Genomic DNA, 15,027 nt, shown 5'->3' with positions numbered 1-15,027 from the left:
ACAAAAACAAAAAGCGAAGGTATGGGGTTGGTGTGTAAACGCTCAAACAACCCCATCTACCGATTTAAATAACGGCCGCTTTCATATTCTCAGGCAGCAGTTTTTCAATGTCTTCCACGGTTTCGCATAACGGCAACTGGGCAAACACTCTCCGTAAATACGCGTAAGGCTCCAGGTCGTTCGCTTTGGCGGTTTCTATCAGGCTGTACATCATGGCGCTGGCTTTTGCGCCACGCTGACTGTCACTGAATAACCAATTTTTGCGCCCTATCGCAAACGGTCGGATAGCATTTTCGACGGGATTATTATCTATATGAAGTCGCCCATCGGTGAGGTAGACCGTTAGTTTGTCCCAGTTTTTATCGAGGTAGGCTAAGGCTTCGCCGGTTTTTCCTTTTGGCAGGGTTTGTTGCAACGCTTTGTCCAGCCATGCTCTGAGTTTGTTGAGCTGGGGCAGGCTTTTTTCTTGTCGAATTTGATATTTCTGTTCGGCTGGTTGGTCTTTAATCGCGGCTTCGATGACGTACAGTCCTTTGATCATTGTCACGGCCATGTCGGCTTTACTGACTTTTCCTTTCGGGCTTGGGCTGACTTTCTGAGCGTCGATAAACTTACGTCGAGCATGGGCCATGCAGGCCAGTGCGACGATGCCTTTTTGCTGCCCAATACGGTGATAGCCAATATAATCGTCGGTTTGCAGGTAGCCTTGATAATCACCAAGCAGCGATCTGGCCACATCGGTGCGACGACGACTGGCGTAATCAAATAAGATAATGGGGTGTTCCCGATCACCGGTTTTTCGTACCCACATGTAGCTGAGGCTTTCGGCTGTTTTATCCGGTTCTTTTAAGACCTGAACTCGGGTTTCATCCATATGGATATAACCGCTTTCAAGTAATTGATCATTGAGCAGGTTGTAAAGTGGTTGCAGCAACTCACTGCTTTTCATCATCCAGTTGGCTAAGGTGTTGCGCGGTAAATGTATGCCCATGCGTTTGAAGATGGTTTCCATTCGATAGAGTGGCAATCCGTCTTGATATTTGGCCACAGCAATGTGCGCCAGTAAGCCTGGGCTGGCATTGCTTTTAGGGATTGGCTGCGTCGGTAAAGCGGCCATCTGCACGCCGCTTTCACAGGCTTCGCAAACGTATTTTTGTCGTGCATGCACCAAGACTTGAACCACCGCCGGAATAATATCCAATTGCTCGCTGGTGTCTTCGCCGATGTGTTTTTTGGTGCAACCACAGGCGCAGATTTTATCGGCCAAAGGAAGATCATGTTCAATGCGTACACGGGGTAATTCAGCCGGTAAAGGCTTACGGCCGGATGTTTTTTTAACGGGCTTGGGTGTTTCAGCCAGGGGTAATTCCGAGTGTAAGGATTCGGCGTCTATCGACTCGGCCGTATCCGCTGCAGAGGCATCGGCCTCGCATTCAACCTCATCGAACAGTTCGACTTGTTGATCACTTTTTTCGCTGCTTTTACCAAACTGGCGCTGCTTAAACAGAATGATCTGTTCTTCCAAAAACTGGATGCGTGATTGTTTTTGGTTAATTAATTGTTCTTTATTTTTTAACTGATTATTTTTTTCTTCCAATAATTGATGCTGCGCTAAAAGCTGTTGTTTTAGAGCAGAAATGTCATCAGGTAAGTGATCCGTCGGTGGTGTTTTCATGGGTTGGAGTATACCAACCCTGGTTAATTCATGGCAGTGTAAAATAAGGTTTCATGCGGTTTATTGTTAAAAATATCCAGACCGTCCAATAATAAATTCAGTTGATAGCCGTCAATACAGATGGCGGCGCTGTCGGTCGGTTTTAGCCATTTAAAGCGCTGCTTTTCCAGGCGTTTGTACCAGAGCACAAAGCCATTGCGCTCCCAGTACAGTAACTTGATTTTATCCCGGTCGCGATTACAAAAGACAAACAGAGCATTGGCCATAGGACTAAGCTCCAGCTCTTGCTCGACCAATGCCGACAAGCCATTAATCGACTTGCGCATGTCCACGGTGCCTGCGTATAAATATACCTGAACCGCTGCACTGGGCCTAAGCATATAAAAGCCCTCGATCTTTTAATGCCAGCAACAGATCCGGTAAGGCTTCAGTTGGTAGCTCAATGATGACGTGTGCACCCAACCTTAACCGCGCCGGAGAGGGTGAGGTCACGGTGATTGGAATCAAAGCCTTTGGCTTGTCCACCACCGGCTCAGCACCGGGCGATAAACGTTTACGCCAATATTGAAGGTTATGCATAGCAAGGTTGTGTTGTTTGCAAAAGGCGACCTGGGATAAACCACTGGTACGCCAAAGGTTGATGTGCTGCTGCCATTGTTCGGATTTAGTCATGAGCTGTCTCGTTGAAGAATTTGAAGACAGCTTAGAATGAATTGAGTAGTGATTTTAGCAGGCTGTTGATTTTATTCCTGATGTCTACCGGCTTCGGTAAGATGCTCTTTTTCAATGAATTCCCGGACTCCCATGCGTGGCGCTGACATTACTCAAGAACCTTTGTTCACCACCATCAAACTGGATGAGCTGGTTCCACACGATCACCCTTTACGGTCCATCAAAATCCTGTTCGATCAGGCGCTCACCCACATCGATTGGAAGCTCAGCTTGATCTATTCCGAGCGTGGGCGGGAATCCATTCCTCCAGAGCGTTTATTGAGAGCCTTGCTGCTGCAAATCCTCTTCAGTATTCGCAGTGAGCGGCAACTGGTTGAGCAGATTCAGTACAACATGCTCTATCGCTGGTTTGTCGGCCTGAGCATTGATGATCCGGTCTGGGATCATTCGACTTTCAGCGTCAATCGGGACCGCTTGATCCACCACAACGTCAGCACCGAATTATTGGCCGAAGTGGTTGCCTCGGCCCAAAAACAAAAGCTCCTGTCGAACGATCATTTCAGTGTCGATGGCACTCTGATACAGGCCTGGGCTTCCCAAAAGAGTTTTCGGCCGAAGCACCCGGATGACGATCATGATCAGGATGAAGGGCCTTCCGGACGCAATCAGGAAAAGAATTTTCGTGGTACCAAACGCAGCAATGATACGCATGAATCGACCACTGACCGCGATGCGAGGTTGTTCAAAAAGTCCAAAGGACAAGAAGCCCGATTGTCTTTCATGGGACATACGGTCATGGAAAACCGGAATGGTTTGATCGTGGCGACACAAGCCAGTCTGGCGACCGGAACAGCGGAAAGGGAAGTCGCCCTGACGCTTCTGAAAGCATTGCCGGGGGCTCATCGTAAGACCGTGGGCGCGGATAAAAACTACGATACCAAAGGGTTTGTGAAGGAATGCAGGAAGCACCGGATCACCCCCTATGTTGCCCGAAATGACAAACGGCCCGGCGGCTCAGCCATCGATGGTCGAACCAGTCATAAAGCGGGTTATGTCGCCAGCCAGATTGTGCGTAAACGTGTCGAGGAGCCTTTCGGCTGGGGAAAGACCGTTGGCCACTTACGGCAGGTAAAAGTGAGAGGACTGGCGAAGGTCAACAGCGTTCTTGAGATGACCATGATGGCCTACAACCTGGTGCGAATGGCAAAGTTACAGGGTCAATCCGTCTGATGGCCGGAAACGGGATGGATAATCCCGTTTCCAGCGAAAAAATCACTCAGAAAACAATCAGATACGCGTGATTTATCGGGTTGAAAAGCTTCTGTCGGCAAAGCGAATAAGAATTTCAACAGCCTGTTAGATGGGGTTTATTGAGCGCTTACGTTGGTGTAGTCAAAATGTAGGCACAAAGGTATATTTGAGAGTGCGGCAATAAAAAAACCCTAATAGAATTAATCTATTAGGGTTTTTTGTTTGGTGGAGATGGCGGGATTTGAACCCGCGTCCGCCAATCCTCCACTAGGAGATCTACATGCTTAGCCGTCTCTATTAATTTAGTTCGTCACGGCCCGAGGGGCAGGGCGTTCAGAACGAGCTCGATTCGGTTTAGCTCTTCAACTCCGAGCGAAGCATCCAAGCGATCCTATAGGGCTTAGCCCTCGTCCCCCTGTTATAGGCACCGGGGTTCAGAGGTAAGCTGCAATTAAGCAGCTAGTGCGTAGTTTTCGTCGTTTGCGACTATATAAATGTAAAACGTTGATTTACGAGATCGTCTTACCCTCTCGGCATGCACCACTAGCTTTGTAATCAACGTCGAATCCAGATCATCCCCGAAATCGGTGTTGCTCAGGCTGTGAGCCCAGGGCTAATGCCCCTTCAGTCTGGAGATTGGATGCCGTTGTACCGGCTTGGTTCCCTTAACTTACCGGGGTTCCTCTTCAGACTGTTTTTTACGGCGCGGTGTTCTGCGCAGCAAGAGCGGGACTATACGTTCCGCGAGTCGATTTGCCAAGTCCGGATTTTTAACGGGTTAGCGCACCGAGTGTTTCATGATGCGTTCTTTTTGTTTGGCCCAGTCTCGGTCTTTGCTGGTGGCGCGCTTGTCGTGGGATTGTTTACCTTTGGCCAGGGCAATTTCTGCCTTGACCCGGTGGCCTTTCCAGTAGAGGGCGGTGCATACGCAGGTGTAACCTTTGGCCAGCACTTTTTGCTCCAGTCTTTCGATTTCTCGAGCGTGGAGCAGCAGTTTGCGTTCGCGCCGGGGTTCCGCAACGACATGGGTGGATGCCTGATGCAAAGGGGTGATCAGGGCACCGGTGAGCCACACTTCGCCTTTATGAAAGGTGACGTATGAATCCAGCAGTTGGCACTTGCCTTCCCGTAGTGCTTTTATTTCCCAGCCACTAAGCACAAGGCCTGCTTCCTGTTTGTCTTCAAGAAAGTAGTCGTGGCGAGCCCGTTTGTTCAGGGCGATGGTTGGGCTGGAGGCTTTTGGCTTTTTTTTGGTACTCATACTGTCAACAAGGATGTCTCTGGGCGGTGTGGGGCTTGTCCGGTCGGACACTGTGGCGAAAGGGCCTGGCTCTTGCGGTTCTGCAACTTGAGGCAGGCGAATAAATCTTTAACAATACAGCCACGGATCAAGCAGAGAAGAATAACATGAATTCAGATAAAACCGGTATGCATGGCGTTTGGAGCAACCGCTGGACGTTTATTCTGGCGGCTACTGGCTCAGCAGTTGGTCTCGGTAACATCTGGAAGTTTCCCTATATCACGGGAGAAAATGGCGGTGGAGCGTTTGTTCTGGTGTACCTGGTGTGTATTCTTGCCGCCGGTATTCCGGTGATGATGGCGGAGGTACTGCTGGGGCGTAAAGGACGGATGAGCCCTATCAATACCATGCGGCAGATGACTGACGAGCAAAATGCCCCGCGTTTTTTTCGCAGTATTGGTTGGATGGGAGCGGTTTCCGGTTTTTTTATTCTGTCGTTTTACAGCGTGATTGCGGGCTGGACGCTGGCCTACGTGGTGAAAATGGCAAGCGGTGTTTTTGACGGTGCGGATGCTGAGCTGGCAGGTAATGAATTTGGCGGCATGCTGGGTAGCCCCGGACTGTTGCTGTTACTGCATACCCTGTTCATTATTCTGACGGGGATTGTGATCTCTCGCGGGGTACACAAGGGGCTGGAAAACAGTGTGCGATTGATGATGCCACTGTTGTTCATGATGCTGATACTGCTGTTTGGCTACGCCTTAACAACACCGGGTTTTGGGGCGGCAATAGCCTTTCTGTTTACTGTGGATTTCAGCAAATTAAGCACTACCAGTGTGGTGGTGGCATTGGGCCATTCGTTTTTTACCCTGAGTCTGGGGATGGGGGCGATCATGGCTTATGGTGCCTATATGCCGAGGCAGGCATCACTGGGGAGGACGGTACTGGCGGTTGGGTTCCTCGATACCCTGGTGGCTCTGGTTGCCGGTGTGGTGGTGTTTTCCGTGGTGTTTTCCAACGGCCTTGAACCTGGTGCCGGGCCTGGTTTGATGTTTCAGACGTTGCCCGTTGCGTTTGCTGCGTTACCTGCCGGGGATCTGATTGGTACGGTGTTTTTTATTCTGGTTGCGATTGCGGCCTGGAGTTCGGCCATTTCCATTGCTGAGCCAGCGGTTGCCTGGTCGGTGGAAAAGGGGATTTCCCGTGGCAAGGCGACGGTGGTGGTGTGTGGTTTGTCCTGGTTGTTGGGGTTCGGTACGGTACTTTCTTTTAATGAGTGGTCTGAGGTTACCCTGTTTGGCAAAACCTTCTTTGGCACGCTGGATTTTCTCACCTCTAACATTTTGCTGCCGCTCGGTGGTATCCTCATCGCCGTTTTTGTTGGCTGGTTTATGAGTCGCGAAGCGATTGGTGCCGAGGCGCGTATACAATCTCCCGTTCTGTTTGGCTTGTGGATGTTTATGTTGCGCTACGTGTCGCCGGTTGCCGTCGGACTGATTTTTATCAATGGCTTGCTGCCGTAGGATCTGCGTGGTAGTCGTTGGGCCAGCTGTCCTGTTAATTCGTTTCAAGAGGTATCATGACCACCATTACGCGCAGTGCGCTGGTGATGTTCAGTGCAGAGCAAATGTTCGACCTGGTGAATGATGTCCGTCGTTATCCCGAGTTTCTGGATGGCTGTCGTCAGACCGAGGTGATTGACGAGGGTGAGGATTACATCAAGGCTCGCCTGACTATTGCCAAAGCCGGAATCAATCAGAGTTTCAGTACCCATAATCGTCTGGTAAAACCGGAACGCATGGAAATGGAGCTGCTGGATGGCCCTTTTACCCGTTTTCATGGTATTTGGCACTTTCAGAAGCTGTCCGAGGAGGCGTGTAAAGTGTCTTTGGATATGGAATTTGAAGTTGCCAACAAGCTGACCGGAGTGGCGTTAGGGGCAGTGTTCAAACAGGTGGCCAATATGATGGTCGATTCGTTCGTAAAACGGGCTCAGGTAGTTTATGGCTGACACAATCGCAGTGGAAGTGGCGTACGCGTTGCCTGAAAAACAGCGCATTCTGGCAGTTGCTGTGCCGTCTGGAACCAGTGTGCTGGAGGCTGCACGGTTGTCTGGTATTACCCGTGAATTTCCGCAGCTGGAGCTGGAATCTGCCAAAATGGGCATTTTTGGCAAGACAGTAAGAAATCTGTCAGACCCTGTACAGGAGGGTGACCGTATCGAAATTTATCGACCGTTGATCATCGATCCGAAACAGGCGCGGGCCAATCGGGCTGCCAAAACACAAAAATAACTGCTCCGGCCCGCTGTGCTCGGGTCGATGTTGTACCTTCGTCGAGCTACTCCAACGGGATGGTGTTGATTGCAGGTTCTTCCTGCGGCAACGAGTCCAGTTGGCTTTGCTCTGAAAATTCTGCCTCTGGTAGGGTGCCTGTGTAGTTCAGATAGTTGCCCTGATCATCAAAAAACACCTGTATGCGGTATTGTTTGGTGATTTTGTCGCGTTCTTCCAACGTGTATACGTAATCCCAGCGTTGGCTTTCAAACGGATTTTTCAGCACAGGCGTTCCCATCACGAACTCGACCTGATGTTCTGTCATGCCTGTATGTAGCTGATTTAGCATATCCTGGGTGACGATATTGCCCTGCTGAATGTTCAGCTTGTGCACACCAGGGAAAACGCAGCCGGAAAGGGTTGCAAAACCAAGTAAAAAAGTCAGAATTGTCGCTCGCATCATTCAGCTGTTGTCTCGTCCGGTGGTTTGCGTTTTTGCATTAGCGGACGATGATACCTGATGAACCAAGTCGCTGTGAAATATTCGAGGGTTGCAATGTCCGATCAAAATATGGAGTTGCGTAAAGCAGGTCTGAAAGTCACTCTGCCAAGAATTAAAATTCTGAGTATTCTGGAAAGTAACCCAGAGGCTCACCTGAGTGCTGAGGATGTCTATAAATCATTGATTGAGGCAGGTGAAGACGTTGGGCTGGCAACTGTATATCGGGTGCTGACCCAGTTTGAGAGTGCTGGACTGGTGACTCGTCATAACTTTGATGGTGGTCATTCGGTGTTTGAGCTGGATAAGGGCGACCACCATGATCATATGGTGGATGTCGACTCCGGCACCGTGATTGAATTTACCAATGAGGAAATTGAGCGGTTACAGCATGAAATTGCGGCGCAGCATGGTTATGATCTGGTTGATCACAGCCTGGTGCTCTATATCCGTAAAAAGAAGTAATGGCCAGGTTCTCGACGAGGCTCCCGGGCTTGGCGGGAACACGGTGAACAGATAACTGTTTTTTGCATCCATGATCCAGTTGTGGCCACTGGTTGCTGCAGGTTTGATGCGCACCATACTGATGTAACGCTTGGAGGGATGGTATCCCTGTCGGTTTTGCAATTTCCCCCATAGCTGCGGACGACCATCCTGCGTCGTCCCTGGCATTCCCGCATTGAAGCCAGCCAGTATCAGCTTGAAGCGCTGGTGCGGTTCCTTATATGGCTGTCTGCTTAACCAGTGCCAGCATTTCTTCGGCATGATTCATGGTGCTGAGGGTAATGTCGACGCCTCCCAGCATTCGCGCAACTTCCCGAGTACGTTGAGTATCTCCGAGCTCCTGAATCCGGGTATGGGTATACTCATCACCGGAAATCTTGCTGACCAGAAAGTGTTGATGGGCTTGCGCTGCCACCTGAGGTTGGTGAGTGACACACATAACTTGTCCTCGTTCACCCAGGGATCGCATCAGGCGGCCAACCCGTTCTGCCGTGCCGCCACCGATGCCGACGTCCACTTCGTCAAAAATCATACAAGAGATATCACTGGTTGCGGCAGTAACCACCTGGATAGCCAGGCTGATACGTGACAGTTCCCCCCCTGATGCCACTTTGGCGAGTGGCCCGGCCGGCATGCCTGGGTTGGTTTGAACCATAAACCGGATCTGGTCAAGACCATGTTTGCCGGCTTCGGCAGACGATAGCGGATCAATACAGGTTTCGAAATGTGTCCGTCCCAACGCCATTGCATCAAATTGGCTACATACATCGGCATCCAGCCTGGCTGCTGCGTTGATGCGGGCCTGGCTGAGCGTTTGCGCTTCGGTGATGTAGCGGTTTTCAAAGGTAATTACTCGTTCTTGTAATTCTGCGAGATCTTCGTCTGACAGGCTTAATTCCGCGAGAGCGGCTTCCTGCTGCTGCCAGTGATCGTACAGGTGGATGGGTTGAATCTGGTGTTTGCGTGCCATGCTGAAAATATCGCTGAGACGCTGTTCAACTTGCTGCAGGCGGTGAGGGTTAATATCAACCTGATCCAGATAGTGGCGTAAGGAGTTGCCCGCTTCTTCCAGTAGTATTTGGGCCTGCTGCATCAGATCGCGTGCTTCAATCAGACTGCTGTGCTGATCGTCAATACGCGCCAGTTGCTGATAGGCGATCCAGGCCATTTGAGCCGCACCCTGACCATCGCTGTCATCTCCGGTGCTGACTGCCAGTGCCTGTTGCCCGCCTAATAACATCGATTCGGCATTGGCCAGCCGTTTGTGTTCCTGCTCAAGATCCGCCACTTCGGTAGCGCCGATGGCCAGTTCACGCAGCTCTTCAACCTGATAGCTGAGCAGTTGTCGCTGAGCCTGGATTTCACTGCTTTCTTCCTGCAATTGGCGCAGTCGTTTATGCAGTTGCTGCCATTGCTGGAAATAGTCAGCCACGGTTGTCGCGAGGGGTTTTAGATTGCCGAAGGCGTCGAGAATCTGGCGCGGAGCGTCTTTTTCCAGTAAGCGCTGATGTGCATGCTGGGAGTGAACTTCAATCAGGTGCTGCGACAATTCGCGTAAATCATTGGCGGAAGCCGGACGGCCATTGATATAGCCACGGGAACGACCTTCAGCAGAAACCACTCGACGCAGCAATATGAGGTCTTCCTCGTCAGGTATATCCCGGCAAGTCAGCCAGTTACGGGCGTTGGGCGTTGGGCAGAAGCTGGCGCAGATTTCCGCTCGTTCAGCTCCATGTCTGACCATGCCGGCATCGGCCCGTTGGCCCAGTGCAAGGCCGAGCGCATCCAGCAGAATTGACTTGCCTGCACCGGTTTCACCAGTGATGACTGCCATGCCTCGCTGGAATTCCAGTTCGAGGTGCTCGACCAGTGCAAACTGGTGAATAGACAGATGGGTGAGCATGGATTAACTCCTTTATCTGAACGTATAACCAGTGTTTTTATATACAGTAGTAATTACTGTCAAGTAACAGTTTGAATTCTCTGCCGGTTATGCCCTTGAATCCGACGAGCGGAACCCCATATAGCTGCGAGCGCCATTTTTCGACGAGAGGAATATTTCATGTCAGACGAGCAAAAGATTCAGGACGAAGCCCTGCAAAACGAAGATCTTCAGCCTGAAGTAGCGATCGAAACCGAAGCGAGTGCAGAATCTGCCGCTGCTGGCACTTCCGCTGCAGAAGTGCAGTTGGCAGCTGCCCAGCAAGAAATCGCTGATCTGAAAGAGCAGGTATTGCGAATTCAGGCAGAGATGCAAAACGTGCGTCGTCGTGCGGAGCTGGATGTAGAAAAAGCCCATAAATTTGGGTTGGAAAAATTTGCCAATGAAATGGTTGCCGTTGTGGATAACCTCGAACGAGGTCTGGCAGCAGCACCAGAGGAAGACGCCACCAAGGCTATTCGTGAAGGTATCGAGATGACCTTGAACGGGTTTTTGTCGGCACTGGCCAAGTTTAATGTCGATGTGGTAGATCCGGTTGGGCATCCGTTTAATCCCGAGCACCATCAAGCCATGACGATGATCGAAAGTGCCGACGCCGAACCCAATTCTGTGCTCGCGGTGATGCAGAAGGGTTACGTAATGAACGGTCGTTTACTGCGTCCGGCGATGGTTGTGGTCAGCAAGGCTGCTCCTGCTATTGATGAAAATGCCTGATTGCATTGACTGCAAAAAATTAACGCCATGCCTTGAAAGCGCCAGCTTCGGACACATATACAGGTCATAGGCAAATACATGGCAACGGTCTTCGTTGCAATTGGTTTAAAGACAAGCAAGCAGTGATCACTGCTCGAGTTTTGGAGAGATTTATCATGGGTAAGATTATTGGTATTGACCTGGGAACCACCAACTCCTGTGTGGCGATCCTGGATGGTGGCAAGACCAGAGTGATTGAAAACGCTGAGGGCGATCGTACCACGCCTTCCGTCGTCGCTTATGCCGACGAAGAAGTTCTGGTTGGCCAGTCAGCCAAGCGTCAGGCGGTCACCAACCCACACAACACCCTGTTCGCGGTCAAGCGTTTGATCGGCCGTCGTTTCAAGGATGATGTGGTTCAGAAAGACATCAAAATGGTGCCGTACAAGATCGTCGAAGCCAGCAATGGTGATGCTTGGGTAGAAGTGCGTGGCGAACAGTTTGCACCCCCACAGATTTCTGCTGAAATCCTCAAGAAAATGAAGAAAACCGCAGAGGATTACCTCGGCGAAAGCGTGACTGAAGCCGTTATTACCGTACCGGCTTACTTTAACGATTCCCAGCGTCAGGCGACCAAAGATGCCGGCAAAATTGCTGGTCTGGAAGTCAAACGTATCATCAACGAGCCAACCGCTGCGGCATTGGCTTACGGAATCGATAAAGAAAGTGGTGATCGTACCATCGCGGTTTACGACCTGGGTGGTGGTACGTTCGATATCTCTATTATTGAAGTCGCTGACGTTGATGGTGAAAAGCAGTTTGAAGTTTTGGCCACTAATGGTGACACCTTCCTCGGTGGTGAAGATTTCGACATGCGCCTGATTGAATATCTGGCAGCCGAGTTCAAGAAAGACAGCGGTATCGATCTGCACAATGATCCACTGGCACTGCAGCGTCTGAAAGAAGGTGCTGAAAAAGCCAAGGTTGAATTGTCCAGCAGCCAGCAGACGGATGTGAACCTGCCTTATATTACGGCGGATGCAAGTGGTCCCAAGCACCTTAACGTCAAGGTAACCCGTGCCAAGCTGGAAAGCCTGGTAGAAGAGCTGGTCAAGCGCTCCCTGGAACCTTGCAAAATGGCGCTGAAAGACTCTGGTCTGTCTATTGCTGAAATTGACGAAGTGATCCTGGTGGGTGGTCAGACTCGTATGCCACTGGTGCAGAAGAGTGTTGCCGATTTCTTCGGCAAGGAACCACGTAAAGACGTGAACCCTGATGAAGCCGTAGCGGTTGGCGCAGCGATCCAGGGTGCCGTGTTGTCTGGTGATGTAAAAGACGTACTGTTGCTGGATGTTACCCCGCTGACCCTGGGTATCGAAACCATGGGTGGTGTTGCGACGCCAGTGATTGACAAGAACACCACCATTCCGACCAAAAAATCGCAAGTGTTCTCAACCGCCGATGACAACCAGACGGCGGTTACCATTCACGTGGTACAGGGCGAGCGCAAGCAAGCGACGCAGAACAAGTCGCTGGGTCGGTTTGACCTTGCGGACATTCCGCCAGCACCTCGTGGTATGCCACAGATTGAAGTAACCTTTGATATCGACGCTAACGGTATTCTGAATGTCAGCGCGAAAGACAAGGCAACCGGTAAAGAACAGTCCATCATCATCAAGGCCTCTTCTGGTCTGAGTGATGCTGAGATCGAGCAAATGGTTGCAGATGCTGAAGCCAATGCTGAAGCAGACAAGCATTTTGAAGAACTGATTCAGGCTCGGAATACTGCCGATGGCATGATCCACGCGACTAAAAAGACGCTGGAAGAAGCCGGTGACAAGGCGAGTGCAGAAGAGAAGGAAGCGATTGAAAAAGCAATTGCTGATCTTGAAGTTGCACTCAAGGGCGATGACAAGGCTGAAATTGAAGCCAAAACCAACGCACTGACTGAAGCCTCTGGCAAGCTGGCACAAAAACTGTATGCCGAGCAGGCTCAGCCAGCCGGTGCGGATGCGGATTCTTCTTCTGCGGATGACGATGTTGTCGACGCAGAGTTTGAAGAAGTAAAAGACAAGTAAGACGACAGATGGGAGACGGGAGTCAGCTTACCTCTGGTAGGCTGACTCCCGTCTTGCGTCTCACATGGCTGGATCAATAGCTCCCATCTGAGGCAAGAAAGACAATGTCCAAACGAGATTATTACGAGATCCTTGGCGTTTCCAAAGACGTTGATGGCAAGGAACTTAAAAAGGCCTATCGCAAGCTGGCCATGAAGTTTCACCCGGATCGTAACCCGGATGACAAGGATGCCGAAGCCAAGTTCAAGGAAGCGACGGAAGCCTACGAAATCCTGAATGACAGCCAGAAACGTGCGGCGTACGATCAGTACGGCCATGCCGGTGTGGATTCCAATGCGGGTGGTGGCTACGGTGGTGGAGCCAATGGCGCTGGTTTCAGCGATATTTTTGGCGATGTTTTTGGTGACATATTTGGCGGTGCTGGTGGCGGCCGTGGCGGTCCCCAGCGCGGTTCTGATCTGCGTTATACGCTGGAACTGTCGTTAGAAGAAGCCGTTCGTGGTGTCGAAAAGAAAGTACGGATTCCGACGCTGGTCAGCTGTGAAACCTGTCATGGCAGTGGTGCCAAACCAGGTACCAGCCCGAAGCAATGTTCAACCTGTAATGGCGTTGGCCAGGTTCGTATGCAACAGGGATTCTTTTCTGTGCAACAAACCTGTCCTACTTGTCGTGGCCAGGGCACGATCATTGAGGATCCGTGTAACAGTTGTCACGGTCGTGGCGTAAAAGAAGAAACCAAAACCCTGTCGGTTAAAATTCCGCCGGGTGTGGATACTGGTGATCGTATTCGTTTGTCTGGTGAAGGCGAGGCGGGTGCTATGGGTGGTCCTGCTGGTGACTTGTATGTTCAGGTCAGTGTGCGCGAGCATGCGCTGTTTCATCGCGACGGGCGTAACCTGTATTGTGATGTTCCCATCAGTATTGTTGATGCGGCACTGGGTGGTGATCTGGAAGTACCAACACTGGATGGTCGGGTGCGTCTTAAAATTCCGGCAGAAACCCAGAGTGGCAAGCTGTTTCGTCTGAAAGGCAAAGGCGTAGCGCCGGTTCGTGGCGGTGGTGCAGGTGATTTGCTCTGTCGGGTTCAGGTTGAAACTCCGGTGAGCCTGAATGATGAACAAAAAGCCCTGTTGATGAAGTTTCAAGAATCATTAACGGGCGAAAAGCATGCGCCGCAAAAAAAGAGCTGGTTTGAAGGTGTAAAAAAGTTCTTCGAAGACGTTTGAAGCCACGCTGAGCGTAGTTGAAAACTGACATTCAAATAACAAGCCCGCGGTTGGATATTGTGCCAACCCGGGCTTTGTTTTATCAGGAATCCAACAATGACACGAATTGCCATTACCGGAGCCGCCGGACGTATGGGAAGGGTGCTGATTCAGGCAGTTGATGCAGCCGAGGGTGCTGAAATTGGGGCTGCGATTGTGCGTCATGATGACCCGATGCTGGGTCTTGATGCCGGTGCAATTGCCGGTTTGGGGAAAGACTTGGGTATCAGGGCTGTTGCCAGTTTGAGCGAGGTGGCTGACCAGTTTGATGTACTGATTGATTTTACAACACCGGCAGTAACGCTGGCCAACCTGTCATTCTGCCAGCAGCATGGCAAATGTATCGTGATTGGCACGACCGGTTTCAGTGATGATGAAAAAACCAGCTTGGCAGAGTGTGCCACACAGACGGGTGTAGTATTTGCGCCGAATTATTCTGTGGGCGTGAATCTGTGCCTGAATTTGTTGCGTATGGCCGCCAGAGTGATGGGCGAAGACAGTGATATCGAAATCATCGAGATGCACCATCGTCACAAGGTGGATGCCCCTTCTGGTACTGCCTTGCGTATGGGTGAGGTGGTTGCAGAAACCATGGGATGGGATCTGAATGAAGTCGCTTGTTATGGTCGTGAAGGTCAGACCGGAGCCCGGCCGCACAAACAAATTGGCTTTGAGACCATTCGTGGTGGTGATGTTGTCGGCGATCACACCGTGATGTTTGCCACCGATGGTGAACGAGTCGAAGTGACCCATAAAGCCCAGAGTCGCATGACGTTTGCTCGTGGTGCCGTACGTTCGGCCTTGTGGATAACCGACCAGAAGGCCGGACTGTATGATATGCAGGACGTGTTGGGCTTCTGACTCGGCCCTGGTAACAAGCGCTTGATGACCTGCCTGCGTGACGATTGCTGCGTTAAAAATGACCGTGAAAT

The 15,027-nt window shown here is 50.9% G+C and carries 15 protein-coding genes and 1 other RNA gene; 9 read left to right on the top strand and 7 right to left on the bottom strand.

What is annotated here, in order from left to right; all coding sequences use genetic code 11:
* Positions 1-64 precede the first annotated feature (64 nt).
* From SOJ49_RS13880 to SOJ49_RS13870, 3 genes are read right to left on the bottom strand one after another with little or no spacing between them, the layout of a single operon-like run.
* Positions 65-1,675 (bottom strand): IS66 family transposase, encoded by a 1,611-nt coding sequence (locus tag SOJ49_RS13880; RefSeq protein ID WP_369855094.1) that lies wholly within the window; start codon positions 1,673-1,675, stop codon positions 65-67.
* 23 nt (positions 1,676-1,698) lie between these two features.
* Positions 1,699-2,055, bottom strand: coding sequence for an IS66 family insertion sequence element accessory protein TnpB (gene tnpB / locus SOJ49_RS13875; RefSeq protein WP_369855093.1), 357 nt, complete (start codon positions 2,053-2,055; stop codon positions 1,699-1,701).
* On the bottom strand, positions 2,048-2,347 hold the full coding sequence (locus tag SOJ49_RS13870) for a hypothetical protein (RefSeq protein WP_369855092.1): 300 nt from the start codon (positions 2,345-2,347) through the stop codon (positions 2,048-2,050). The genes tnpB and SOJ49_RS13870 overlap by 8 nt, the downstream gene beginning before the upstream one ends.
* 132 nt (positions 2,348-2,479) lie before the next feature.
* On the opposite strand from SOJ49_RS13870, the gene SOJ49_RS13865 reads away from it, so the two are divergent.
* Positions 2,480-3,577: an IS5 family transposase gene (locus tag SOJ49_RS13865; RefSeq protein WP_369855091.1), complete on the top strand. Its 1,098-nt coding sequence runs from the start codon at positions 2,480-2,482 to the stop codon at positions 3,575-3,577.
* A gap of 244 nt (positions 3,578-3,821) precedes the next feature.
* Here the strand turns inward: SOJ49_RS13865 and ssrA are convergent.
* Together ssrA and smpB are read right to left on the bottom strand one after the other, a co-directional pair.
* Positions 3,822-4,178: a transfer-messenger RNA gene (gene ssrA, locus SOJ49_RS13860) on the bottom strand.
* A gap of 198 nt (positions 4,179-4,376) precedes the next feature.
* Positions 4,377-4,859, bottom strand: coding sequence for an SsrA-binding protein SmpB (smpB, locus tag SOJ49_RS13855; RefSeq protein ID WP_369855090.1), 483 nt, complete (start codon positions 4,857-4,859; stop codon positions 4,377-4,379).
* A 146-nt stretch (positions 4,860-5,005) separates the two neighbouring features.
* Between smpB and SOJ49_RS13850 the strand changes: the two genes are divergently transcribed.
* From SOJ49_RS13850 to SOJ49_RS13840, 3 genes are read left to right on the top strand one after another with little or no spacing between them, the layout of a single operon-like run.
* Positions 5,006-6,361 carry a sodium-dependent transporter gene (locus tag SOJ49_RS13850; protein WP_369855089.1) on the top strand — a complete coding sequence of 452 codons (1,356 nt, stop codon included), beginning with the start codon at positions 5,006-5,008 and terminating at the stop codon, positions 6,359-6,361.
* A gap of 56 nt (positions 6,362-6,417) precedes the next feature.
* Positions 6,418-6,849 carry a type II toxin-antitoxin system RatA family toxin gene (locus tag SOJ49_RS13845; RefSeq protein ID WP_369855088.1) on the top strand — a complete coding sequence of 144 codons (432 nt, stop codon included), beginning with the start codon at positions 6,418-6,420 and terminating at the stop codon, positions 6,847-6,849.
* Positions 6,842-7,132 carry an RnfH family protein gene (locus SOJ49_RS13840; RefSeq protein WP_369855087.1) on the top strand — a complete coding sequence of 97 codons (291 nt, stop codon included), beginning with the start codon at positions 6,842-6,844 and terminating at the stop codon, positions 7,130-7,132. The genes SOJ49_RS13845 and SOJ49_RS13840 overlap by 8 nt, the downstream gene beginning before the upstream one ends.
* A gap of 46 nt (positions 7,133-7,178) precedes the next feature.
* On the opposite strand, the gene SOJ49_RS13835 is transcribed toward SOJ49_RS13840, so the two are convergent.
* Positions 7,179-7,577 carry an outer membrane protein assembly factor BamE gene (locus SOJ49_RS13835; protein WP_369855086.1) on the bottom strand — a complete coding sequence of 133 codons (399 nt, stop codon included), beginning with the start codon at positions 7,575-7,577 and terminating at the stop codon, positions 7,179-7,181.
* Between the two features lie 93 nt (positions 7,578-7,670).
* On the opposite strand from SOJ49_RS13835, the gene fur reads away from it, so the two are divergent.
* Entirely contained in the window at positions 7,671-8,078 is a 408-nt protein-coding gene (gene fur, locus SOJ49_RS13830) for a ferric iron uptake transcriptional regulator (RefSeq protein ID WP_369855085.1), read from the top strand.
* Between the two features lie 256 nt (positions 8,079-8,334).
* Here fur and recN read toward each other — a convergent pair whose 3' ends face one another.
* On the bottom strand, positions 8,335-10,020 hold the full coding sequence (gene recN / locus SOJ49_RS13825) for a DNA repair protein RecN (RefSeq protein ID WP_369855084.1): 1,686 nt from the start codon (positions 10,018-10,020) through the stop codon (positions 8,335-8,337).
* Positions 10,021-10,179: 159 nt separating this feature from the next.
* Here recN and grpE point away from each other — a divergent pair, with 159 nt between their 5' ends.
* The 4 genes from grpE (at position 10,180) to dapB (ending at position 14,956) form a co-directional block, all read left to right on the top strand.
* Complete coding sequence (grpE, locus tag SOJ49_RS13820) at positions 10,180-10,773, top strand: nucleotide exchange factor GrpE (protein WP_369855083.1); 594 nt, start codon at positions 10,180-10,182, stop codon at positions 10,771-10,773.
* 155 nt (positions 10,774-10,928) lie between these two features.
* Positions 10,929-12,830: a molecular chaperone DnaK gene (dnaK, locus tag SOJ49_RS13815; protein WP_369855082.1), complete on the top strand. Its 1,902-nt coding sequence runs from the start codon at positions 10,929-10,931 to the stop codon at positions 12,828-12,830.
* 104 nt (positions 12,831-12,934) lie between these two features.
* The gene (gene dnaJ, locus SOJ49_RS13810) at positions 12,935-14,056 is read left to right on the top strand and encodes a molecular chaperone DnaJ (RefSeq protein WP_369855081.1); all 1,122 of its coding nucleotides are present in this window, start codon (positions 12,935-12,937) and stop codon (positions 14,054-14,056) included.
* Between the two features lie 96 nt (positions 14,057-14,152).
* Positions 14,153-14,956 (top strand): 4-hydroxy-tetrahydrodipicolinate reductase, encoded by an 804-nt coding sequence (gene dapB / locus SOJ49_RS13805; protein WP_369855080.1) that lies wholly within the window; start codon positions 14,153-14,155, stop codon positions 14,954-14,956.
* The last annotated feature ends 71 nt before the right edge of the window (positions 14,957-15,027 follow it).

This window comes from Candidatus Thalassolituus haligoni (genome assembly GCF_041222825.1).
Taxonomy (GTDB): domain Bacteria; phylum Pseudomonadota; class Gammaproteobacteria; order Pseudomonadales; family Oceanobacteraceae; genus Oceanobacter; species Oceanobacter antarcticus.
Note: the sequence above shows the minus strand (reverse complement) of the source record. Positions and strands in the feature narration are given on the sequence as shown.